This is a genomic window from Paraniabella hibiscisoli, from assembly GCF_022512515.1.
GTDB lineage: Bacteria > Bacteroidota > Bacteroidia > Chitinophagales > Chitinophagaceae > Niabella > Niabella hibiscisoli.
Window position 1 is genome coordinate 4276159 of record NZ_JAKWBK010000001.1, and the last position, 22319, is coordinate 4298477.

Annotated in this window: 31 protein-coding genes and 4 pseudogenes; 26 read left to right on the forward strand and 9 right to left on the reverse strand. The window is 42.5% G+C overall.

All coding sequences use genetic code 11. The features are described from left to right. Positions 1-166: 166 nt before the first annotated feature. The 14 genes and pseudogenes from MKP07_RS26280 to MKP07_RS43020 all read left to right on the forward strand — a co-directional run bounded on the left by MKP07_RS26280 (position 167) and on the right by MKP07_RS43020 (position 7842). A complete protein-coding gene (locus tag MKP07_RS26280; protein ID WP_240850222.1) occupies positions 167-346 on the forward strand; it encodes a hypothetical protein in 180 nt (59 codons plus the stop codon). Between the two features lie 14 nt (positions 347-360). After that, a complete protein-coding gene (locus MKP07_RS26285) occupies positions 361-1572 on the forward strand; it encodes a sulfatase family protein (protein ID WP_240850224.1) in 1212 nt (403 codons plus the stop codon). Positions 1573-1739: 167 nt separating this feature from the next. After that, positions 1740-2387 (forward strand): sulfatase-like hydrolase/transferase, encoded by a 648-nt coding sequence (locus MKP07_RS39655; RefSeq protein ID WP_262919489.1) that lies wholly within the window; start codon positions 1740-1742, stop codon positions 2385-2387. Continuing rightward, positions 2384-2542 (forward strand): hypothetical protein, encoded by a 159-nt coding sequence (locus MKP07_RS39660; RefSeq protein ID WP_262919490.1) that lies wholly within the window; start codon positions 2384-2386, stop codon positions 2540-2542. The genes MKP07_RS39655 and MKP07_RS39660 overlap by 4 nt, the downstream gene beginning before the upstream one ends. Continuing rightward, the gene (locus MKP07_RS39665; protein ID WP_262919491.1) at positions 2518-2910 is read left to right on the forward strand and encodes a sulfatase-like hydrolase/transferase; all 393 of its coding nucleotides are present in this window, start codon (positions 2518-2520) and stop codon (positions 2908-2910) included. The genes MKP07_RS39660 and MKP07_RS39665 overlap by 25 nt, the downstream gene beginning before the upstream one ends. 5 nt (positions 2911-2915) lie before the next feature. Next, complete coding sequence (locus MKP07_RS26295; RefSeq protein ID WP_240850225.1) at positions 2916-3212, forward strand: sulfatase/phosphatase domain-containing protein; 297 nt, start codon at positions 2916-2918, stop codon at positions 3210-3212. A gap of 188 nt (positions 3213-3400) precedes the next feature. Further along, positions 3401-3709: a hypothetical protein gene (locus MKP07_RS26300; protein ID WP_240850226.1), complete on the forward strand. Its 309-nt coding sequence runs from the start codon at positions 3401-3403 to the stop codon at positions 3707-3709. After that, entirely contained in the window at positions 3636-5159 is a 1524-nt protein-coding gene (locus MKP07_RS26305; RefSeq protein WP_240850227.1) for a glycoside hydrolase family 2 protein, read from the forward strand. Before MKP07_RS26300 ends, MKP07_RS26305 begins: the two co-directional genes overlap by 74 nt. A 169-nt stretch (positions 5160-5328) precedes the next feature. Continuing rightward, positions 5329-5655: a sulfatase family protein gene (locus MKP07_RS39670; RefSeq protein ID WP_262919492.1), complete on the forward strand. Its 327-nt coding sequence runs from the start codon at positions 5329-5331 to the stop codon at positions 5653-5655. Further along, a complete protein-coding gene (locus tag MKP07_RS39675; RefSeq protein WP_317235898.1) occupies positions 5634-6107 on the forward strand; it encodes a sulfatase-like hydrolase/transferase in 474 nt (157 codons plus the stop codon). Before MKP07_RS39670 ends, MKP07_RS39675 begins: the two co-directional genes overlap by 22 nt. After that, positions 6029-6727 (forward strand): sulfatase family protein, encoded by a 699-nt coding sequence (locus tag MKP07_RS39680; protein WP_317235899.1) that lies wholly within the window; start codon positions 6029-6031, stop codon positions 6725-6727. The genes MKP07_RS39675 and MKP07_RS39680 overlap by 79 nt, the downstream gene beginning before the upstream one ends. 104 nt (positions 6728-6831) lie before the next feature. Continuing rightward, on the forward strand, positions 6832-7197 hold the full coding sequence (locus MKP07_RS39685) for a formylglycine-generating enzyme family protein (protein ID WP_262919493.1): 366 nt from the start codon (positions 6832-6834) through the stop codon (positions 7195-7197). Then, positions 7149-7424, forward strand: a pseudogene (locus MKP07_RS43015) (SUMF1/EgtB/PvdO family nonheme iron enzyme); the annotation flags it as partial. The gene MKP07_RS39685 and the pseudogene MKP07_RS43015, both read left to right, overlap by 49 nt. A 214-nt stretch (positions 7425-7638) precedes the next feature. Beyond that, positions 7639-7842 (forward strand): SUMF1/EgtB/PvdO family nonheme iron enzyme, encoded by a 204-nt coding sequence (locus tag MKP07_RS43020; protein WP_394803703.1) that lies wholly within the window; start codon positions 7639-7641, stop codon positions 7840-7842. Here MKP07_RS43020 and MKP07_RS26320 read toward each other — a convergent pair. From MKP07_RS26320 to MKP07_RS26335, 5 genes and pseudogenes are all read right to left on the reverse strand, one after another. Beyond that, on the reverse strand, positions 7839-8612 hold the full coding sequence (locus tag MKP07_RS26320; RefSeq protein ID WP_240850228.1) for a response regulator transcription factor: 774 nt from the start codon (positions 8610-8612) through the stop codon (positions 7839-7841). The genes MKP07_RS43020 and MKP07_RS26320 overlap by 4 nt on opposite strands. Next, positions 8584-9975 carry an ATP-binding protein gene (locus MKP07_RS26325; protein ID WP_240850229.1) on the reverse strand — a complete coding sequence of 464 codons (1392 nt, stop codon included), beginning with the start codon at positions 9973-9975 and terminating at the stop codon, positions 8584-8586. The genes MKP07_RS26320 and MKP07_RS26325 overlap by 29 nt, the downstream gene beginning before the upstream one ends. Continuing rightward, the gene (locus MKP07_RS26330; protein ID WP_240850230.1) at positions 9972-10634 is read right to left on the reverse strand and encodes a ligand-binding sensor domain-containing protein; all 663 of its coding nucleotides are present in this window, start codon (positions 10632-10634) and stop codon (positions 9972-9974) included. The genes MKP07_RS26325 and MKP07_RS26330 overlap by 4 nt, the downstream gene beginning before the upstream one ends. Positions 10635-10655: 21 nt before the next feature. Further along, positions 10656-10856: pseudogene (locus tag MKP07_RS43025) on the reverse strand (two-component regulator propeller domain-containing protein); the annotation flags it as partial. A gap of 13 nt (positions 10857-10869) precedes the next feature. Beyond that, entirely contained in the window at positions 10870-11727 is an 858-nt protein-coding gene (locus MKP07_RS26335) for a ligand-binding sensor domain-containing protein (RefSeq protein ID WP_240850231.1), read from the reverse strand. Between the two features lie 343 nt (positions 11728-12070). Here MKP07_RS26335 and MKP07_RS26340 point away from each other — a divergent pair, with 343 nt between their 5' ends. From MKP07_RS26340 to MKP07_RS39710, 9 genes and pseudogenes are all read left to right on the forward strand, one after another. Continuing rightward, positions 12071-12520, forward strand: coding sequence for a sulfatase family protein (locus MKP07_RS26340; RefSeq protein ID WP_240850232.1), 450 nt, complete (start codon positions 12071-12073; stop codon positions 12518-12520). Positions 12521-12537: 17 nt separating this feature from the next. Then, positions 12538-13323 (forward strand): annotated as a pseudogene (locus tag MKP07_RS26345) (sulfatase-like hydrolase/transferase); the annotation flags it as partial. Further along, complete coding sequence (locus tag MKP07_RS26350; RefSeq protein ID WP_240850234.1) at positions 13320-13472, forward strand: hypothetical protein; 153 nt, start codon at positions 13320-13322, stop codon at positions 13470-13472. The pseudogene MKP07_RS26345 and the gene MKP07_RS26350, both read left to right, overlap by 4 nt. A 46-nt stretch (positions 13473-13518) precedes the next feature. Continuing rightward, the gene (locus MKP07_RS26355) at positions 13519-14067 is read left to right on the forward strand and encodes a sulfatase-like hydrolase/transferase (protein ID WP_240850235.1); all 549 of its coding nucleotides are present in this window, start codon (positions 13519-13521) and stop codon (positions 14065-14067) included. Further along, positions 14060-15007, forward strand: coding sequence for a sulfatase-like hydrolase/transferase (locus MKP07_RS26360; protein WP_240850236.1), 948 nt, complete (start codon positions 14060-14062; stop codon positions 15005-15007). Before MKP07_RS26355 ends, MKP07_RS26360 begins: the two co-directional genes overlap by 8 nt. Continuing rightward, positions 14974-15183 carry a hypothetical protein gene (locus MKP07_RS26365; RefSeq protein WP_240850237.1) on the forward strand — a complete coding sequence of 70 codons (210 nt, stop codon included), beginning with the start codon at positions 14974-14976 and terminating at the stop codon, positions 15181-15183. The genes MKP07_RS26360 and MKP07_RS26365 overlap by 34 nt, the downstream gene beginning before the upstream one ends. 82 nt (positions 15184-15265) lie before the next feature. Beyond that, positions 15266-15685 (forward strand): sulfatase-like hydrolase/transferase, encoded by a 420-nt coding sequence (locus MKP07_RS39700; protein WP_262919496.1) that lies wholly within the window; start codon positions 15266-15268, stop codon positions 15683-15685. Next, positions 15601-16035 (forward strand): sulfatase-like hydrolase/transferase, encoded by a 435-nt coding sequence (locus MKP07_RS39705; protein WP_262919497.1) that lies wholly within the window; start codon positions 15601-15603, stop codon positions 16033-16035. Before MKP07_RS39700 ends, MKP07_RS39705 begins: the two co-directional genes overlap by 85 nt. After that, positions 16029-16676, forward strand: coding sequence for a sulfatase-like hydrolase/transferase (locus MKP07_RS39710; protein ID WP_262919498.1), 648 nt, complete (start codon positions 16029-16031; stop codon positions 16674-16676). Before MKP07_RS39705 ends, MKP07_RS39710 begins: the two co-directional genes overlap by 7 nt. Before the next feature lie 335 nt (positions 16677-17011). Here the strand turns inward: MKP07_RS39710 and MKP07_RS26375 are convergent, their stop codons facing one another. The 4 genes from MKP07_RS26375 to MKP07_RS26390 all read right to left on the reverse strand — a co-directional run bounded on the left by MKP07_RS26375 (position 17012) and on the right by MKP07_RS26390 (position 18037). Then, positions 17012-17236, reverse strand: a complete 225-nt coding sequence (locus tag MKP07_RS26375) for a substrate-binding domain-containing protein (RefSeq protein ID WP_240850238.1) — start codon at positions 17234-17236, stop codon at positions 17012-17014. 41 nt (positions 17237-17277) lie between these two features. Next, complete coding sequence (locus tag MKP07_RS26380; protein WP_240850239.1) at positions 17278-17436, reverse strand: hypothetical protein; 159 nt, start codon at positions 17434-17436, stop codon at positions 17278-17280. A gap of 77 nt (positions 17437-17513) precedes the next feature. Beyond that, positions 17514-17729 (reverse strand): hypothetical protein, encoded by a 216-nt coding sequence (locus MKP07_RS26385; protein ID WP_240850240.1) that lies wholly within the window; start codon positions 17727-17729, stop codon positions 17514-17516. A gap of 5 nt (positions 17730-17734) precedes the next feature. Continuing rightward, positions 17735-18037, reverse strand: a complete 303-nt coding sequence (locus tag MKP07_RS26390) for a winged helix-turn-helix domain-containing protein (RefSeq protein ID WP_240850241.1) — start codon at positions 18035-18037, stop codon at positions 17735-17737. A 371-nt stretch (positions 18038-18408) separates the two neighbouring features. Here MKP07_RS26390 and MKP07_RS39715 point away from each other — a divergent pair, with 371 nt between their 5' ends. From MKP07_RS39715 to MKP07_RS26400, 3 genes and pseudogenes are all read left to right on the forward strand, one after another. Beyond that, the gene (locus MKP07_RS39715) at positions 18409-20244 is read left to right on the forward strand and encodes a SusC/RagA family TonB-linked outer membrane protein (protein WP_262919499.1); all 1836 of its coding nucleotides are present in this window, start codon (positions 18409-18411) and stop codon (positions 20242-20244) included. Then, positions 20135-21586, forward strand: coding sequence for a SusC/RagA family TonB-linked outer membrane protein (locus MKP07_RS39720; RefSeq protein WP_262919500.1), 1452 nt, complete (start codon positions 20135-20137; stop codon positions 21584-21586). The genes MKP07_RS39715 and MKP07_RS39720 overlap by 110 nt, the downstream gene beginning before the upstream one ends. Before the next feature lie 137 nt (positions 21587-21723). After that, positions 21724-22271 (forward strand): annotated as a pseudogene (locus MKP07_RS26400) (RagB/SusD family nutrient uptake outer membrane protein); the annotation flags it as partial. Between the last annotated feature and the right edge of the window lie 48 nt (positions 22272-22319).

Below are 22319 nucleotides of genomic sequence, written 5' to 3' on the forward strand. Positions count from 1 at the left end.
ATACTTGTTTTGAAGACTGCCCCGTAAGCAATGGCTCTAGCACGGTGTAGTTGAGATGATTTAGCTAATTTATGATTAACCATAAATAGTTACGTATAGTAATTTTAATGTTGCTATGCCATAAGTTTTGGACGCTGCTATCTTTAAATAATTAAAATGTATTACCATGTCAGGTTTATGTATGATTTGCAGGTTGGTTATACCAGTAGTTTTTGTAATGCTGTCGGGTATGAGTTATGCGGCAGGCAACACTCCTGTTAAAAAGGGGCGCCCCAATATCATCATTATTATGGCAGATGACCTCGACTCCAGGCAACTGAGTTGTTACGGGGAAAGAACATCTTAACGCATAATATAGATTTGCTGGCTTCCCAGGGTATGCAGTTTAATTCAATGATTGCGTCTGAGGCTATGTGTGTACCTACCCGCGCTTCCCTGTTCACAGGCTTGTTCCCGGCCAGGCATGGCGCCTATCAGAATCATAAGCCGGTGTATGCAGGTTTAAAGAGTATCGTACATTATATGAACGAAGCAGGTTATAAGGTTGGATTAACCGGTAAGGATCATGTAACGCGACCCAAAACAATTTTCCCCTTTGAAATAGTGAAGGGCTTTGAACCTAACTGCGTATCTGCAACAGATCTCTATTTTCTCGACAGTGTAAAACAATACATGCAACAAAAGGATCCTTTTTGTCTTTTCATCATGAGTATTAATCCGCATGCGCCATGGACGGTAGGTAATCCCTCAGAATTTAATCCCCGAAAACTTGTATTGCCGGCTCATTGGGTAAATACCGATCTTACCCGCGAACAGTTTGCAAGGTACCTCGCTGAAGTGCGCGTGCTTGATAACCAGGTAGGAGATGTCTTAAAATTATTAAAGGAAAGCGGCCTGGAAGAAAATACCATTGTTATATTTTTAGGAGAACAAGGTCCCCAGTTTCCAGGCGGTAAATGGAACCTGTACGACAACGGGCAGAAGAGCTCAATGATTGTGCGGTGGCCGGGAGTAACACAAGCGGGCAGTCAAAGCAGTGCAATTATTCAGTATGAAGATATCACTCCTACATTGGTTGACATTGCGGGTGGCAAACCTGTTAAAAACCTGGATGGGATGAGTTTTAAATCTGTATTGGAAGGTCATAAATCTACCCACCGGCAGCTGGCTTTTGGTATTCATAATAACATACCAGAAGGGCCGGCTTATCCTATCAGGAGTGTGCGGGATAATAATTTTAAGTTGCTGCTTAATCTTATGCCCGATTCTACCTACAAAATAAAGTATATGATGAATCCGCAACGTAAAGAACTGGCATGGACCACCTGGGTAAAAAGTGCCGAGCAGAGCCCGGGTGATAAAAAACTGGTGAATAGGATTGCACATCGTCCCGCGATAGAATTGTATGATCTAAAAAATGATCCATACGAATTACACAATCTTGCAAACGATCCTCAATATGCCGGAGTTGTAAATAAGTATAAAACGCAATTGCATCAATGGATGCAGGACCAGGGAGATAAAGGTGTTTTAATGGACCAACCTATACGAAAGGCAAAGAATGAGCAGTAATGGTGGTGGGTTCACAGGATAATTTCGCGCTAAAAAATATTTATGAGCAGAAAATATATGATATCGATGGCACTGTTGCTGCATCTTTTTACAGTTGTTGCCGCACAGGATAAGCGCCCTAATATTGTACTCATTATGGCGGATGATATGGGCTTTTCAGACATCGGATGTTATGGCGGGGAAGTGCAGACTCGAACCTGGATAAGCTGGCCAAAAATGGCCTGCGGTTTAAACAGTTTTATAACAGTGCAAGATGTTGCCCAAGCCGCGCAGCACTTTTGACGGGCCTGTATCCGCATCAGGCAGGAATTGGTCACATGACCAACGATCCGGAAGATAGTACCGCGTTTAATTATGGGGTGCCTGCTTACCAGGGCGATATAAATAACCAATCTGTTACCATAGCGGAAGTATTAAAGTCGGCCGGCTATACAACCTTTATGACCGGCAAATGGCACCTGGGTTATCATGATCCTTCGAGATGGCCGCTACAGAGAGGGTTCGATAAATATTATGGCATTTTAGCCGGAGCTTCCAATTACTTCCATCCAACTGGTGAGCGGGGCCTGACATTGATGAATAAAAGTGTAGAGCCCGAGGGAGATGATTTTTACATTACCGACGCATTTACCAACTACGCAATTAAGTTCATCAATGAAAATAAGTCGGCTCAGCAAAAAAACCGTTCTTCCTCTACCTGGCTTACACAAGTCCTCACTGGCCGCTCAACGCATTACAGGCCGATGTCAATAAGTATAGAAACAAATACAAAGAAGGTTGGAGCGCTTTACGAAAAGCCCGCTTTGAGAAGATGAAGCAATTAGGGATCATTGATAACGGCCTGGAGCTGAGCAATGCCGACGGTGTGGACTGGGATCGTCTTTCACCGGAGAAAAAGATGAAATGGATCATCGTATGGCTTTGTACGCAGCGCAAATTGACAGGATGGACCAGAATATTGGTAAACTGATCGCTACCCTCGAAGCGAACGGTGAACTCGATAATACGCTTATCATGTTTGTTGCCGATAATGGGGCTTGTGCGGAAGGAGGACAATTGGGAGGTGGAAACAAGGAATTATTAGGAACCAGGGAAGGTTATTTTTTAAGTTATGGGCAATCCTGGGCGAACGTTTCCAATACACCTTTCCGAAAATACAAACATTGGGTGCATGAGGGTGGTATTAGTAGCCCGCTGATTATGCATTGGCCTTCTAAAATGGCCGCGGCGGCAAAAGGACGGCTTACTGATCAGTATGGCTTTTTCCAGGATATTATGGCAACTTGTGTTGAGGCCGCGGAGCTGGCTATCCGAAAAAATTTAAGGAGCATCCTATAGTTCCAATGCAGGGAGCCAGTCTCTTACCATTGGTCGCAGGTAAAGAAAAACCGGTTCATAACCAACCGGTTTTTTGGGAACATGAAGGTAATGCAGCGGTGAGACTAGGAAACCTGAAACTGGTGAAAGCTTATGATCCTCATCAAACTGATAAGTGGGAACTCTACGATGTGAATAAAGACCGCTCTGAGTTACATGACTTAGCTGCATTGCGCCCCGGGTTGTCAAAGAGCTATCTCAGAAATATAATAACTGGGCTAAACGGGTTGGCGTTATACCTTATAACGAAGTGCTACGTATAAGAAAAAACAAGGCACGCAAATAACGACCGCGTTCCATCGCCTGCATGCTGGTTTCAATGTTGGTTGTACATCATTGTACCAAAGAGCATTTGCCATTGATACGATGTGCACATGCTGACCTGGAATTTACACATATTGTGGACGGGTTGAGTATGACCGGCACTTAAAAGAATTCTTAATATCTATATATGTTAAAATCAATTTTTGGTGTTGCATTAATGATGAGTTGCAGCGCATCGTTAAAGGCTCAGCAATGGCGCATGCAGCCGGTGTCACTCAGTACTGTATGGGCGCAAAAGGTTACACCTCAAAACACCTGGCAGCAGTATCCGAGACCACAATTAAAGCGCCAGAACTGGATGAACCTGAATGGGCTGTGGGATTATAGCATTGTTGCCAAAAATAAACCGGCGCCCGAAAAATATGATGGTAAAATACTGGTGCCCTTTTTGTGTGGAGTCGGCCTTGTCGGGCGTAAAGAAAGCTTTTTTACCTAACGAACGGCTTTATTATAAAAGGAATTTTAAAGTACCTGCTGACTGGAAAGGAAAGGATATTGTGCTAAACTTTGATGCTGTTGACTGGTCGGCGGCGGTATGGGTAAATGGTGCTTTGGTGGGCGCCCATAAAGGAGCGTACGACCGCTTTTCTTTTAATATAACTCCTTATTTAACGGCATCAGGCCCGCAGGAAATAGTAGTAGCTGTAGATGATCCATCGAGCGAAGGATCTCAGGCAAGGGGTAAACAGCAACTTTCCCAGCATGGTATATGGTACACGCCGGTTAGCGGTATCTGGCAAACGGTTTGGCTGGAAGCAGTGTCGGACGATGCCTGGTTCAGCGAGATACGCGTGGTGACCGATATTGATAAAGGTACCGTAAAGATTGTGCCCCAGACTAACCGTCCTTTAAAGCCCGGTTATACTGCCCTGTTAAACATTATAGCGGATGGTAAGGAAATTAAGACCGCCAGGACTTCTGCAAACAAACAGGTTGAAATACCTTTGGAGAACGCCAGATTATGGTCACCCGAAAGCCCTTATTTATATGATCTGCAGTTAACTCTTTTGGATAAAGAAGGGAAAGAGGTGGACCAGGTAAGCAGCTATTTCGGAATGAGAAAAATAAGCGTGGAAACAAAAGAGGGCTTAAAATATATTTTTCTAAACAATAAACCGATATTCCAGTATGGAACGCTTGATCAGGGCTGGTGGCCAGACGGTTTGCACACTCCTCCTTCAGAAGAAGCGATGGTTTTTGATATTGTGAAGACCAAAGAAATGGGATTTAATATGATTCGTAAGCATATTAAGGTAGAGCCTGATTTATGGTATTATCATTGTGATAAATTGGGAATGTTGGTTTGGCAGGATATGCCATCAGGTATGGTTATTGAACAAAATGGAAATGAGAAACCGCTTCATTTGCAACATGTGGGCAGGAACGGACCCGATTTACATAGGGATGCCGAAAGCGCCGCACAATTTGAATGGGAGCTCAGAAGAATGATCGATCAGCATTACAGCATGCCAAGCATTGTAACCTGGGTGCCGCTAAATGAGGGCTGGGGACAATATGCAACCGTCAGACTTGCAAAAACCATTAAGATGCTCGACTCAACCCGGCTGGTTAATGCGGTGAGTGGATGGGCTTTACGACCTGTAGGAGATATGCTTGATATACACACTTATCAAACCACGGTGGATGTACCGCCTTTACCCAAAGACAGGGCCAGTGTAATTGGAGAGTTCGGCGGTATCGGTTATCCCCTGGAAGCGCACCTGTGGAATCCATCCATGAGAAACTGGGGATATCAGACGTATCAGTCGGCGCCGGAATTATTGAAGAATTATAAGCACAAGTTTGACCAGATTGTTGAGATGAAAAAAATAAAGGACTCTCAGCTGCGGTATATACTCAAACTACCGATGTGGAAGGAGAGGTAAACGGGCTCATGACATACGACCGGAAAGTAATAAAAATTCCTGTGCAACAACTGAAGGAAATGCATAAGGCCCTGAATGATTAAGGGTCAGATGTATAATATAATTTCTATTTTTAAGTGTAGTAATTTACTGCCAACAGATAGACATTTGCGAACGTAAAAAAGATTAAATGTATAAATCCAATCAGACTTCTAACAGAAAAAAACAACCGCTGTTGCTGGTACTGTTGTTGGCGCTATTACTTATAAATAGTAGCTATACCCATGCACAGACAAGAAAGCAGCCTAATGTTATCGTTATTTTAGTAGACGATATGGGGTACGGCGATATAGGCTGTTTTGGAGGAAATTTTGTTCCAACACCTAATTTAGACCGGCTGGCAAAAAGCGGGCTTAAACTGGAGCGGTATTATAGTGCAGCTCCTATTTGTTCGCCATCAAGGGCGGGTATGCTAACGGGTAATTACCCGGGCCGGTGGAATTTTTGTACTTTTTAGCCACAAAAGAGCACAACAGAAAAGCGGAGCAAACAGATTTTCTCTCCACCGATGCGCCTTCCATCGCCAGGTTTTTTAAAAAAGCCGGGTATGCAACCGGTCATTTTGGAAAGTGGCATATGGGCGGTGGGCGTGATGTATTTAATGCCCCGGCTTTCAGCGAATATGGATTTGACGAACATGCAAGCACTTATGAAAGTCCTCAGCCCGATCCCTTACTTACTGCTACCGACTGGATCTGGTCGGATAAAGACAGCATCAAACGTTGGGACCGTACAAAATATTTTGTAGATAAAACACTTTCTTTTTTGGCTAAAAATAAATCGAAGCCATGTTTTATCAACCTATGGCCGGATGATGTGCACACCCCTGGGTGCCAAAAGCAGATGATGATGATGGAACAGTGTATCCCAAAAACAGGGAAGGGGAGGCAGCCTTTAAGCGGGTTTTGAAAGAGTTGGATGTGCAGATAGGCCGCCTGATAGAAGGGCTTAAACAATTAAATATTGAGGATAATACGATAGTTGTTTTTACCAGTGATAACGGTCCCATGCCCAGCTTCAAGGGAAGCAGGTCCGGCGGTTTAAGAGGCTCCAAATTGTCTTTGTATGAGGGAGGGATTCGCATGCCTTTTATTATCAGCTGGCCTGGTCATATACCTGCAGGTCGCACGGACATGAACTCTGTAGTTACAGCCTTAGACTTGTTGCCCTCACTAAGTAAAATTTGCGGTGTTAACCTGCCTGCCGGCTACAAAGCTGATGGAGTAGACAGAGCTGCCGTTTTAAGAGGTAAACCTTCTGCGAGACCTGCCGATATCTTCTGGGAGTATGGACGTAACAACATCGCATACAGTTATCCAAAGGCATTAGATAAAAGTCCTGCTTTGGCCATTCGATCTGGTCGTTGGAAATTATTAATGAATGAAGATGGAAGCGATCGTGAATTATATGACATGCTTGCAGATCCCCTGGAAAAAATGAATATCGTTTCAAACAATGAAAAAATTGCTGCCCAACTACAGGTGAAATTGCAAAATTGGTGGAGCCACTTGCCCAAACTAAAAGAATAGCCCGCATGTATAAATTTCTAGGGATAATAATTCTTACAGGGGCGTTGTTGACGGGTTGTAAGGGCAGACCGGAAAAATTGCAGCCAAATGCTGTTCACAGTTGTATGCCTGCATCCAGGTTCGCTGCTGCAGTCGATTCCATGCCCACTGTTTTCCCTGCTGATTCTTCTTTATCACCAATGGTATTCATTCCGGGCGGAACATTTGAAATGGGAGGTGACAATGAGCAAGCCAGCCAGGACGAGTATCCTAAGCACCTGGTTCAGGTAAGTGCCTTCTATATGGATGTTACTGAAGTAACCAATGATCAATTCAGGACGTTTGTGGAGGCCACTGGTTATGTAACGACTGCCGAGCGTAAACCGGATTGGTCCGAATTACAAAAACACTTCCACCCGGTACTCCCAAACCAGCGGACAGTTTGCTGGTTGCGGCATCGCTTGTCTTTCTGCAATCCAACGGACCTGTAGATCTGACTGACTATAGTCAATGGTGGAAATGGGAAACGGGCGCTGATTGGAAACATCCGCAGGGGCCTGGTAGTAATATAGAAGATAAAGGCCTATACCCCGTAGTCCAGGTGAGCTGGGATGATGCTATGGCTTATTGTAAATGGGCCGGGAAGCGGCTTCCAACAGAGGCTGAGTGGGAGTTTGCCGCCAGAGGTGGATTAGTGAATAATATTTATCCCTGGGGTAATGAACCTGTAAACCAGGGAGCGCCCAAAAGTAATAGCTGGGAGGGGAAATTTCCTTACCTGAATGAAAAAAAGATGGCTATGTCACCGCCGCGCCGGTTAAATCTTTTACTCCCAATCTTTACGGATTATATGATATGGCCGGTAATGTGTGGGAATGGTGCAGCGATTTATATGATCATGATTATTATAAACAGTTAGAGGAAAATTTACCATTGATCCCAAAGGGCCTGGCAAAGCATACGATCCACAGGAACCATATTCGGTTAAGAGAAGTCTCAGGGGTGGTAGTTTCCTGTGTAATGATTCTTATTGCAGTGGTTACAGGGTGGCCCGGCGGATGAAAAGTAGCCCCGACACTGGTTTGGAACATACGGGCTTCAGGTGTGTTAAAGATAAAAACGACGAAGGTATTTAATCCTTCCATTTTGATTTAAGATGGTCAAGAAACTTTTTGGGAGATGATTGGAAATGTTTTTGAAAATTTCTTCCAAATACACTTTGAGAGTTAAAACCAACTTTATCTGCGATCTGGAAAAATTTGCTTTCATTTTCTGCAATTAATTCCGCTGCCTTTTTTATACGAATTCGGTCTATAAAATCCTTAGGCGATAATTTGCTGGCAGATTTCATTCGCCTGTAAAATGTCGGGCGGCTCATATTCATATGGTCTGCCAGATCATCAACTCCAAGATTCTTATTGTCAATATTTAATACGATGAACTGACTCACTTCCTGGAGGAAAGCTTCATCCGACCTGGATCCCAATGTATAAAGGCTTTCATCCAATGGCCTTTTTGCCACATGGTCTCGTATTTTGGTCCTGTTTTTAATCAGGTTGTCAACTTGTACCTGAAGCATTCGGGGCGAAAACGGCTTGCACATATAGGCATCTGCTCCCGTTTCAAGTCCCTCAAGTTTATCATTGTCACTCTTACGCGCTGTTAGAAGAATAACCGGAATATGATACAGAGCGACATTATCTTTAAGCAGTTTGCATAGTTCAAGTCCGTTAAGTCCGGGCATCATAATGTCGCTAATGATCAGGTCCGGCTGATTAACGTCTAATATGCCAAGTCCTGCCTCAGCATTGGAGGCCTTATAAATAACATAAGTGTCTTGCAGTATTTCGCAAAGAAATCCAAGTAATTCCTCTTCATCATCTATTATTAATATGGATGGTTTCATTTTCGATGGCTTTAGCAGGAGTCGTTTCCTGGTGGAGAGGTAAAGTTAGTTCAAATATATTTAAATTAGTAGCGCTTGCAATATACTCCAGTCTGCCGTGATGCATTTCTGTGAGCGTTTTGGCAAAAGATAGTCCAATGCCTGTTCCTCTCAGTGTAGACCTGGATGGCACGCGATAAAAAGGTTCAAAAATTTTCTTTTGACTTTCTGCCGGAATCGGCGTTCCGTCGTTTATTACTACCACCTTAAAGAATTGTGGCTCACTGTCATCTATGTATAAATTAACTTCCGCCGACGTCTCAGCATACTTGGTAGCATTGGAGATGAGGTTACTCATTATTTTTTGAAAAGCTTCCCGGTCTATCTGTGCGTAAACAGGAGCTACAGGCAGGTGAATGGTAAGGTTGATGGGCTCACTTGTACCCGCAGATTCAAAATTATCAACTATTATTTTAAGCAGTGCTGAAACATCCGTTTCCATGAACTTTGGCTGAAACTGCTGCATATCCATCTTTCTGAAATCAAGTAGTTCCGATGTAAGTTGTACCAGCCGGTTGGTATTGCGGTTGACCAGCTCCAGGTTTCGTTTTACTGTAGTAACGTCATCAAGGCGGCTTAGCGCCCATTCGAGCGGGCCTTTAATAAGCGCCAATGGTGTTTGTATTTCGTGTGCAATATTGGCGAAGAAGTTCATTTTCGTGTTATAGGTTTCACGCTCTTTTTGCATTTCAAACAACTGGTTCTTTCGAAGATTCTTTTTAACCTGGTTTTTATGGTAGATGTAGAAGAATAATAAAATGGCCAGGATACCCACCAATATATATATTGCCAAAGCAGGGGTGCTTTTCCAAAAAGGAGGCAACACGGTAATGACAAGCGTTACCGGCGCACTAACCCAGTATCCAAGATTGCTTTGCGCCTGAACGGTGAATTTATAGGTGCCCGAAGGTACATCTGTAAAGTAAGCCCGACGATTGGTAGCCAGATGCACCCATTTCTTATCGAAACCTTCCATCATATATTTGTACTGAACGGCACTTGCAGAAGCATAATCCAAAGAAGCAAACTCAATACTGAAAGTAGATTGCTCGTCGCTCATTATAATCGGATCAGCATAAGTGAAAGATTTAGGCGTTTCGTAATTAACAAAAATTCCCGTTATATGAACGGGAGGTGCTTCCTTATTAATCAGGAGGTGTTCAGGTTGAAATGCAATCATACCTTTAACTGTACCGAAGTACATTTTGCCATTTTGATCCTTGTAGGCTGAGTTAAAATTGAACTGGTCTGTAATGAGCCCGTTAGCTTTGGTATAAGTTTTAATTTTTTCAGTTTGTGTGTTAAAGCATATAAGCCCTTTCATTGAGCTGATCCACAAATTTTTATTTGAATCTTCAAGTATCCGGTATAAGCTGTTGGAGGAAGACCTTCGGTGGTTGTGTAACGTTTCACCAGTTGTCTTTGCCTGTTGATTTTAAATAAGCCTCCTGCTTCTGTTGCCAGCCATATATTGTAGTCGGTATCTTCGTATATTCCCTGAACAGTGTAGGTGTTCTTGGTGCTATCCTTTAAGCTGGCGAAGTTGATATTGCCTGATTCGCCGGTCCGGGGATTATAATAAAAAACCCCTCTGATAAGACTACCCGTCCAAATGGTGCCCGTATGGTCTTCTTCAATTGCATTAACAAAGGAATTACCGGGAATATATATTACAGGGCTCAGTTGTCCCGATCTTTCATTGTATTCAAACAACCCCGAACCTGTAGTGCCCACCAGGAGACGATTATCGGATGTTTTATAAATGCACATCACCATCGTGCTGTTTTTGCCATCTGCGGGTACCTGCGGATACCGGGCTACTATTTTATTGTCATTGAGGTTCATGACTTCAAGGCCATGGAAAAACAGTCCTACGTATAGCTTATTATTGTGCACAGATAAGCCATGAATATTATGATGAGATAATTGATTTAATGAATTGCCGTAGGGGATCTGAATAAACTTTCCGGTAGTTTTATCCAATTTATTAAGTCCCGCATCTTCAGTCCCGATCCAGATAGTACCTCTTTCGTCTTCGCAAATTTCCCTGATAGCATTGCCTGAAATAGCACCGGGTATATTAAGCGGGTAATACTTTTCGAATTGATTGTTTTCTTTTGAAAAGTAGTTGAGCCCCCCAAAAAATGTGCCCAGCCAAACGCCCTCTCTTTTGTCTTCCAGTACAGAATATATAGCGTTATCGTTGAGTGAAAAAGGGTCAGCTGGTGTTTTTTACATGAGTAATCTGTTGAGTTCCTAAATTGTAAATGTACAATCCTGATTCTGATGCAACATAACACAACTCTTTATTGACTGCAGCAACGATATCTCTGACAAAAATCTCAGTTCCTTTAAAATCTTTCAGAAGTATGTTGTGACAAATACGTTTGTTTAAATCAATTTTAAATATTCCATAAGTAGTACCTACAAAAAGATAGTTTTTAACGAGCCTGAGTTTTGTAATATTTCGATTTCCGGTTTGCGGGAGAGGGCCAACATCGAGGTCTGATATTTGATGTGTTGATGCCTTCAATAACCTGAACTGACCTTGTACTGTTGCTATCCATAAATTATCTGCCGCATCAATCTCAATAGCTGCTACCCTGATATTATAAGTTCGTGTAGTTCCTTTTTGAGGGTCAAATTTGTGTAAAGCTCCTGCAGCCACAATCCATAAATTGCCTTTACTGTCGGGCAGCATATCTTTTACATTGAAGTTTGCTAAAGCAGCTACTAAGGCAATTTGTTCAGTGGCTGGATTCATTTTAAAAACCCCGGATGTAGTGCCGATCCAGATATTGCCCTGGCCGTCTGTGCGAAGTGCCTTTATATAGTTAGAACCCACTTTGGCTTTATCAGGAAAATAACTTCTGAATGTATATCCGTCATACCTGTTCAACCCGGCCCGGGTACCTATCCATATAAAACCAAGTTTGTCCTGAACAATGGCAGTAACATTATTATGTAACAACCCCTCATCTACCTGGTAATGCCGGAAATAATAAAAAGAAGCTTCCGATTTATGGCAGGTAATGATTAAAGCTATGCTGAGCGCCAAATGTAACAGTCGTTTCACCGGATGGAATTTTAATCAGAGCATATAAGACATGACGGTTATTCAAATGTGGTCAACCGCTGTTTTCAAATATAGGCTGAATTAAAGATACCTGGTGAGCCACCTGCCGTTGATTTTCAATTTTTGAGACGAAACGGCGACCTTTTGAACTGGATCAGATAAGAATAGATTGTTATCTTGGAGCTTCTGAAACCTTTGTATAAAGTTATTACCACTTACGGAAGGTTTTTGTGTGTTTGAAAAGACATAAGTTACAGGCGATAGTTTATGCTGTTTATTTCTGTTCATGCCGGCATATATTATCAGGGAACCCGCTTATCGGAATATTTTTAAGATTGTGAGTATGATGAAAAGAATACTGTTACTATTTTGGGTATTGGGTGTTGTTCTGGCTGGTTGGGCGCAGACAGCTTCTGAGCGTCCCAATATTTTTTTCATTTTGGCAGATGACCTTAGTATGAGAGATATTGAACCATACGGAAGCACACAGGTTTACACGCCCCATTTAGCAAAGCTGCAAGCCGAAGGGATGTGCCTGGATAATATGTTTAATATGGTGCCTATTTGCGCTCCTACAAGACAGACGCTGCTTACAGGACTGGGAGCAGTAAGGAACGGGGCTTATCCTAATCACAGCCGCATTTATCCTGGAATTAAAACACTTCCGGTTTACATGAAGGAGCTGGGCTATAAAACAGCCCTGATTGGCAAAAGACATTTTGCTCCTGTAGATGCTTATCCATTTGACTTTTTGGGCGGCAGAGATCATGATGATGGCAGGGGGCGGACGTAGATTTAAGTAAGGCTGAAGCGTATATTTCGAAAGCGGGTAAGGATCCCTTCTTTTTAATGTTTACCAGCAACCAACCTCACACGCCCTGGAACCGGGGAGACAAAAAGCGATATCGGGCTACCGACCTGGTGGTGCCGCCCAATATGGTTGACACTAAGCTGACCAGGGAAAGAATGGCAGACTATTTTTCTGAAATCACTTACCTGGATAGCCTGGTGGGCGCCTGTTTGGACATAATCGAAAGATCCGGAAAGAAACAAAATACCATCGTTATTTTTGCCTCTGAACAAGGCAGTTCTTTTCCTTTTTCCAAATGGACATTATATGATCAGGGGTTGCGATCTGCATTTATAGTCAGATGGCCGGACAAGGTTTTGGCCGGTGCCCGTAGTAGTGCCATGGCACAATATACCGATATTCTTCCTACGCTGCTGGAGATAGCGGGAGCTGATCCGCAAGCTATCAACACAGGATCGGTTGACGTGGCTGGGAACAGCGGTTTTGATGGCAGTAGTTTTAGGGATGTACTGATAGGCAAACAAAATACTTTTCGTAAATATGTGTATGGTGTTAATACAACCCGTGGTATCCATAACGGTAGTGCGGCTTACGCCAGCAGGTCGGTCAGGGATGAAGACTACCTGTACATTGAAAACCTTAACTATAAGGAAGAATTTTCCAATGTGGTTACTGGTTCACCTTTATTCAGGCTATGGTTAAGCACTAATAAAAACAGGGCCTCGCAATATATAAAGCGTCCCCGTATGAATTATATGACGTGCGCAATGATCCCTGGCAATTGAAAAATCTTTCAGAGCAGGCCGGGCTGCTTTCTAAAAAGAAAAAGATGCAGGAAAAGCTGCATGCTTTTATGAAACAACAGGGTGATAAAGGTATTGCAACGGAAATGGCTGCTACAAGCCGGCAACTTAAAGGCGCTTCAGGTGATTGACCTGGTCTGTAGTAAAAATTTGTATCAAAATAATGGCAATAAAATAATGAAACAGTTTTACTTATTTATCTGTTTAGTATGGGCGGGAATGCTACCTGTAATGGCTCAGAAAGCTCTGAAAGATAAACGCCCCAATATCATCGTAATTCTCGCTGACGATCTGGGTTACTCAGATCTGGGTTGCTTTGGAGGTGAAATTCAAACACCTCATCTCGATAAGATGGCCCAAAACGGAATGAGATTTACGCAGTTTTATAATATATCAAGATGTTGCCCAACCCGGGCATCCCTTCTTACCGGTTTATATAATCACGATGCAGGTATCGGCCACATGACTTCTAAAAGAAATGACCAGGCGTACAAAGGACATTTGGGTAAGGATGTGGTGACAATAGCGGAGGTGTTGAAAGAAGCAGGATATAATACAGCTATGACGGGGAAGTGGCATGTATCTAATACAATAACGCAACCCACAAAGGAAGCGCAATTAAAGTGGCTGAGTCACCGGGAACAACATCCGCTGTTTTCACCTGCTGATCAGTATCCGACACAACGGGGTTTGATAAATATTATGGCACCATCTGGGGGTGATTGATTTTTTTGACCCCTTTAGTTTGGTGGAGGGGAGCAAGCCGGTCGAAAAAGTGAAAAGTAATTATTATCATACTGATGCGATCAATGATAAAGCGGCCGCCTATATCCGTGAAATGTCTGGAGATGATAAGCCCTTTTTTCTATATGTAGCACACAATGCGCCGCATTGGCCACTGCAGGCCTTGCCTGAGGATATTGAAAAGTATAAAAGCGTTTACCAGCCGGGTTGGGAAGCTATAAGGCAATCCCGGTATCAAAAAATGGCAAAAATGGGTTTGATCGATCCGGCTAAAGTCCAGTTATCGCCAAGGCATCCCGCTAATAAAAGCTGGGAGCAGAACCCCAATAAAGACTGGGATGCAAGGGCAATGGCAGTTCACGCTGCTATGATTGACAGAATGGACCAGGGCATCGGCAGGATTGTAGAGGCGCTCAGGAAAACAGGTCGTCTTGATAACACTCTTATCGTATTTTTAAGCGACAATGGAGCAAGTGCTGAACTGTCTGAACGCTATGGGCCTGGGTTTGACCGGCCCGATGAAACCAGGAGCGGTCAGGCAGTCTCTTACGCAACAGATAAAACAGTACTGCCCGGACCCCAAACTACCTTTTTCTCTATTGGTCCGGAATGGGCAAATGTGGCCAATACGCCTTTCCGCCTGTGGAAGTCACAATCAACGGAAGGTGGTATACATACTCCTATGATCGCTTACTGGCCCTCGGGCATTAAAAATAAAGGCAGTATTAACACAGAACGGGTGGGGCATGTAATGGATTTTATGGCCACTTTCGTTGATATCTCAAGAGCCAAATATCCTCAGGTGTACAACGGTCATCCTATTTTACCGCTTGAGGGCAAGAGCTTTGCAGCATCGCTTAAAGGAAAAAAGATCAGGGGCATACCATTTTGTTCAATGAGCACGAAGGCGCCCGGTACGTAAGAGATCATCAATGGAAGTTAGTTATGACCCAGGGCCAAAAGAAATGGTCGCTTTACAATATAAAAGAAGATCCCACCGAATTAAAGAATCTTTCAGAACAGTTTCCAGGTGAGGTGGATCGCCTTTCCGGTTTGTGGAACGATTGGGCTAATAAGCATCATGTTTTAAACAATTAGTAATGCGTATAAACTGATACGTAAATTAGTAGGTGTCCAACGACAGCCTGATTATTTATAAGAATTTAAATCGAATCATCTTTTGAAACTTAATGCTGTTTTATCTGCCTTGTACCTGCTCGTAACCGGTATTTTGTACGCACAGGGTTCCGCAAAACCCAATATCGTCCTTATCGTTGCAGATGACCTGGGTTGGGGTGATGTTGGATTTCATAAATCTGATATACGTACGCCTAACATAGATAATTTAGCGAAAGAGGGGGTGGTTCTAAATCGTTTTTATACTTCACCTATTTGCTCTCCAACCAGGGCTGGCATAATGACCGGGAGGTATCCTGAAAGAATGGGTTTAAGAGATAATGTAATTGCTCCCTGGCTGGATTTTGGCGTAGACAGTTCCGAAACTTTTTGCCCCAGATGCTGGCAACAGCTGGCTACGGTAACAGGGCTGCCATTGGAAAATGGCACCTGGGGCACTCCCGCAAGCGATACCTGCCTTTAAACAGGGGCTTTACCCATTTTTATGGTCATTATAATGGTGCTATCGACTACTTTACCCATGAAAGAGAAGGTGAACTGGATTGGCATAATGACTGGAGCACTTCTTACGACAAAGGCTATTCAACCGATCTTATAAGTACAGAAGCGGTTAAATGTATCAGCAAGTACAAAGAAAAAGGCCCCTTTTTCTTATATATAGCTTATAATGCACCCCACGGCCCGTTGCAGGCCAAAGAAGAAGATCTGTTAAATTATGGATACGACTCTTCCAAGCCAACATTTGGGAATGACAGCACTCAAAAGGAAAGGGGAGGGGCAACACAAAATGGCAAACTTATGCAGCGATGGTAACAAGTATGGATGAGGGCATAGGTCGTGTTCTGTCTGCCATACGGGACGCAGGTATAGAAAGCAATACCGTGGTTTTATTTCAAAGTGATAATGGAGCGGAACCGGCGGCAGGTGGTAGCAGCGGGGAGTTAAGGGGTCATAAATTTCAGGAGTGGGAGGGTGGTGTACGCAGCACTGCCGTAATAAAATGGCCAAAGGCGATAACAGGGGGATGGACAAGTGAACAGCTTTGTGGATATATTGATATTGCACCTACGTTATGCGCTATTGCGGGTGTTAGAGTTGATCCTTCAAAAGTATATGACGGCATAGATATTTCTTCTTCTTTACTCAATCGGGGTAACAATTTATCCAGGCAGTTATACCTGGGACATGGAAGTGTGATTGTGGACGATTGGAAGCTGGTTAAAGCTGGCGGTGGTACAGGAAAGACAAATGAAAAGGAGGACTTTCTTTTCAATATAGTTAAAGACCCGATGGAAAAAAATGATGTAAAGAGCCAATACCCGTTACAGTATCAGGAACTGCTAAAAGCAAGTAAACCTTATTCGGAAATAAAATCCAACGTAAAGGTACCACCTTATGGGCAGGGGCGGAAAACGTTTAAAGCGCCGCGCGAATGGAATATACTTCTGGACTAGAACCGTATTGGGCGAGAGTAATCATACATTGCGACAAATGATTTCATCGTTATTAAATACAGCAATTAAAATTGTGCAATCTTTAAATATACGTTTTTACCGAAGTGGGATCCTGGAATTAAATAAAGACGGAGATCGTCATAGTTTGTTAATGCTCACAAAGGATCTTTAATTATATCTAATCTTTCATCTGCTTCGTAAGTTAATGTCGCAAATGTCGACAAAACCGGTTCTGATCTTAAGCAAGCAAGGCTGGTTCAAAAATCAAAAATAGAAGACCCATATAAGGCTATATACATTGGCTCCCCTATAATTTTTTCGTTGCTGCGTTACGTTTAAAGAGACAGTCGCTTGATGACTTTTGTTGGGTTGCGTTTAACTATTTGTTTATCATCAATGATAGCCTGGGCAACAGTTTTACCCATGGCCTCAAAATCCGTAGAAATAACCGTAATGCCATTTTCGAGTATTTCTTTTACGCCCGTATCATTGTAAGAAATGAGGCCAATATCCTTCCCTAATTTAAGTTTCTTTTTCCTGGCCATTTTGATGAGCGCCACGTCATCCGTGTCATATCTGCTGAATGTTACATAGGCGTTTCCTATTCTGAAATTTTTTCATCAATTTCTGATTGTATCAGATATTGGAATTCTGTTTCGGTACAGTAATGTAAAAAGCCCTCTGCCACTAATTTAGCATGAACGGCTTCCGGGTGGGCCACCAGAATCAACCGGTTATATTTTGCAAGTTCATTTTTCAACTTGAGTAAACTGTGATAAATATCATAACCATAATCCTGGTAAATACAAGTGTAATTGCCGTTTAATCCTTGTTGGTTTAAATCGATAATAATTCTTTTTTATCAGGTATAAGATTGAGCAACTGTGCTACGTCTTCTTTCAAAAAAGTAGCTATTACATAATGGGTGTATTTTCCCAGGTTTTCCTTGATAAGCTTTTCGAAAACCTGGTAATTATGATGATGAAAATAAATATCAATATCAGCACGGGTTTGTAATTGATTAAATAGAGTTCTATAAAACTGTTCCCGCAAAATGTTCATCTTATCGAGCAATAGAAAAACCCGGAAGTTATGTTGGATCTCTTTTTTCTTACAAAATAACCTTTGCGGTACACCGACTCAATGATGCCTTTCCCTACCAATTCATTTAATCCTTTGAGTAATGTTTCCTTACTCATTTTTAACTGTTGCTGCAGCTGTTTTAATGAGGGGATCTGATCACCAATATGCAACTCATCATTTTCAATAAGTGTGATGATGTAATCAGCCAGTTGCTGATATTTCATTTTATCTTTTGGCATTTTGGCGTTTTTGATAGCTGCCGACACGTCTGCATTCATACAACCATTTTTTACAAAAGTAATAAACAAACCAAACCAGAACAGATTTAAGTCACTTTGTTTGCTGGTAAGGGCTATTCAATAAGTGGTAAGCTTATTTATTTCTCTGATTTTTTAAAAAAATTGTTTACGGAATAAATATTTTCCTATGTTTGTAATAGCAAACCAGTCCAGACCAGACTATTTAACCTAACGATTGTAAAATAAGTCAACATGTATTTTATTACTGGATGCTATAGGGTGGAAGTTCGCAACACCTGATGATGGTAGTTAAGTAAAGCCAATGTTCTCAGCTATTACTAAGTGGTATGTAAGATATATAACGAATGTTTTTTCATCCATAACCAACTTTTAAATAAGGATTATTGCATATGAATCGAAAATTAACGCTACTATTATTGTTCGCCATCGGTTTCCCGCTAGCTTGTCTGGCGCAGGCTGTCAAAACCATAGCCGGTACTGTTACAGATGAAAAAGGAAGCCCGTTGCCCAGGGTTACTATTACTATTCAGGGCAAAACTGCGTCGGTGCTTACGGATGCGCAGGGACGTTTTACACTTCCCAACATACGGGAGAATGATGTAATGATAGTCTCTATGATTGGCTACATGACGCAATCGGTTAAGATTACTACAGATAATAGCTATCCGTTGCAACTGGTAACCAATAATCAGGTGATGGATGACGTTGTGGTAATTGGATACGGGGAGGTAAAACGTAAGGATCTTACCGGTGCAGTTGGCTCCGTAAATATGAAAGATATGGAGAAAGCACCCGTTCCTTCATTTGAAGACGCGCTGGCGGGGAGAGTAGCCGGGGTACAGGTTAGTTCCAACGACGGGCAGCCGGGAAGCACGAGCAATATTGTGATCAGGGGTGGTAACTCTATCACTCAATCTAATACACCTCTATATGTTATTGATGGTTTCCCTATAGAAAATCCGGATAATAATGCCATTAATCCTGATGATATCGAATCTATAGAAGTATTGAAGGATGCCTCTTCCACGGCAATATATGGCGCCAGAGGCGCTAACGGTGTTATCATGATCAAGACCAAACAAGGTAAGACGGGGCCGCCGGTGGTATCGTATAATAACTGGCTGGGCATTCAATCTCCCCAAAAACAGATACCGGTAATGAGCGCCTATGAATTTGTAAAATACCAACTAGAACTGAATCGTCCTATAGGAGAACAAATATACTTGAGCGATGGCAAAACCTTAGAATCATATAAAGAGGAAAAGGGAATTAACTGGCAGGATTATGTTTTTCGCGATGCGTTCATGCAAAACCATAGTATCTCTTTAAGGGGAGGAACGGCGGCAACAAAATACTCTTTAAGTGGCTCTTTCCTGGACCAGGATGGAATTGTGATCAACGGAGGCTTTACACGTTACCAGGGACGCTTTCAGATAGAGCAGCGTATCGGTAAGAATTTCAGAGCGGGGGTTAATACCAACTATACACAGGCTATAAAAAACGGCCAGATCGCTAACTTAACCAGCGATGATCTCAACAGCTCTTCAGCAGGTAATGCATCGTCTTATCTTTTGTTCAGCACCTGGGGATACCGGCCTATTACGGGTACCGGTAACGAAGAGGATTTTATTGATCAGCCTTTTGACGATGTCGTAGGTAATGCCGATTTAAGAGTGAACCCAGTAGTGAACTCTAACAATATGTATATGTATGTCTTCACCAAGTCCTTTTTTACCAATGCCTTCCTGGAGTATTCATTTCTTAAATATTTTAAGTTCAGGGTTAATGGAGGTTTAACAGAAACTGATATGCGTTTTGAACGATTTAATAATTCCAAAACTGCCGCCGGAAATCCACGTACCGTATATGGCGCCACTTATGGGATCAACGGCTCTATCGACAACCTGAACGTAAGAAACCTGTTGAATGAAAACCTCCTTACGTTTAATCGTAGTTTTAACAGCAAGCATCGCTTAGATGCCGTAGCAGGGGTGACTATGCAAAGAAGCAGTACAGAGGGCAATGGTTTTGTTTCCATATTGTTACCCAATGAAGCCTTAGGTATTAAGGGGCTTGACCAGGGAACGATTATGAATAAAACCACTTCGGGTTCTTATGCTACCCTGGTTTTCTTATTTAGGTCGGGTCAATTATTCCTTCAACTCGCGATATTTATTTACAGCCTCCTTCAGAACCGACGGATCGTCAAAGTTTGCACCTGCTAACCGATGGGGTAATTTCCCTTCTGCTGCTTTTGCGTGGAACCTCGGTAACGAGCCATTTTTGAAACCGGTAAAAACTATTTCGGCTGCTAAGCTTAGAGTATCCTACGGTATTACGGGCAACAACCGGGTTTCCGATTTTGCTTACCTGAGTGTATTAGACCAGGAGGTAGGCGCCAATACGGGAAATACAAGGAGCGGTTATTATTTTAACGGTACATACGTGAAAGGTACCGTACCCGTGCTGGTAGGTAACGAAAACCTGAAATGGGAACGTACTGCTAACCTGGATGCGGGGCTTGATGTGAGCTTGCTGAAAGAAAGGATCAGCTTTACCGCAGATTACTATTATAAAAGAACAACGGATTTGCTGCTGAATGCGTCCATGCCTACATCAACGGGTTATTTAACGGCGTTTAAAAATATCGGTACTGTTTCAAACCGTGGGATAGAGCTTACCCTCAACACGGTAAACATCAATACCAAAAACTTTAACTGGACGACTAATTTCAATATTGCATTTAACCGGAACAGGATTGAAGAGCTAAATGGAGATCAGCCAAGTTTACTGACCCGGGTATCTAACTGGAACGGAAATTTCAATAATTCCTTACCTTATATTGCTCTTCCCGGAAAACCTGTAGCCTTGTTCTATGGATATGTTTTCGACGGACTGTATCAATTGAGCGATTTCAATGCCTTACCCAATGGTAACTATGAACTGAAACCCGAAGTACCTAATAACGGCGGTGACAGGGCGAATATCAAGCCCGGATTTATTAAGTATAAAGATATCAACGGTGATGGTATTGTTGATGCTAATGATCAGACAATAATAGGTAATCCCAATCCTGTTCATATAGGCGGTTTTTCCAACAATTTTCGCTACAGGCAGTTCGATCTGAATGTGTTTTTGCAATGGTCTTATGGAAATGATGTCTTAAATGCCAACCGTATCGTTTTTGAAGGAGCGGAAGCCAGGAGAGATGTTAATATGTTTAAAACCTATGAAGACAGATGGTCATTAGATAACCAGGATAGCCAGCTGCCCGTTGCCGGAGGTTATGGCCCCAATGTATATTCCAACAGGAACATTGAAGATGGATCATTTATACGTTTGAAAACAGTATCGTTCGGGTATAATTTTCCCTCAGCCCTGATGAAAAAGTGGAAGATACAATCTGCACGCCTGCATGCTTCTGCCCAAAACCTGGTAACATGGACGAACTATACCGGTCTTGACCCCGAAGTATCTGTAAGACATACGGCTCTTACACCAGGCTTTGACTGGAGCCCTTACCCAAGAGCCAGAACCATTACCCTTGGAATCAATATAACTTTTTAACGATAAATACTTTTACAATGAAACGCTTGCTCAATAACTCTTTTCATAAGAAAGTATATATAAAAATATTCCATTCGATGCAACTCAATCAATACTTACGAATGAAATCCATTTACTGTCATCTTCTTATTGTGCTGATGATATCCGGCGGCTGCAATAAGATCCTGGATACCACACCCCAGGACTTTGTTTCTCCCGTGAATTATTATAATACTGAGAAAGACCTGGAGTCTGCACTTGCAGGCGTATATGACAGGCTCGGCGATAACCGAATGTACTCCCAGGGAATGGCCTGTTACCTCGTTTTTAGCGATGAGTTTTTTATGAAGAATCAGACCTCGGGTATCAATGCCAACATTGTTGATGCGTCAACACTTGAGGTAAACCGGCATTGGGAGTCCATATACGTTGGTATAGAAAGAGCCAATATGTTGCTGGAGAATATTGATAAAGCGGCTTCGGTAAGTGAGCAGAAACGTAACGAGATCAAAGGTCAGGCTCTTTTTTAAGAGCTTACTATTATTTTATGTTAGCTGATGAGTATGGGTCGGTGCCTTTAAAACTTAAGTCAAGTAAAAGCCCCGATGAAGTACCGTTACCCGGTACACCGGTTGCTCAGATCTACGAACAGATTACCAAAGATATGAAGGAAGCTGAAGGCCTGGTAAGAACCATCACCGACTACGGGTATAACACACGGATTACCAAAACGGCTGTTCAGGGCATACTTGCA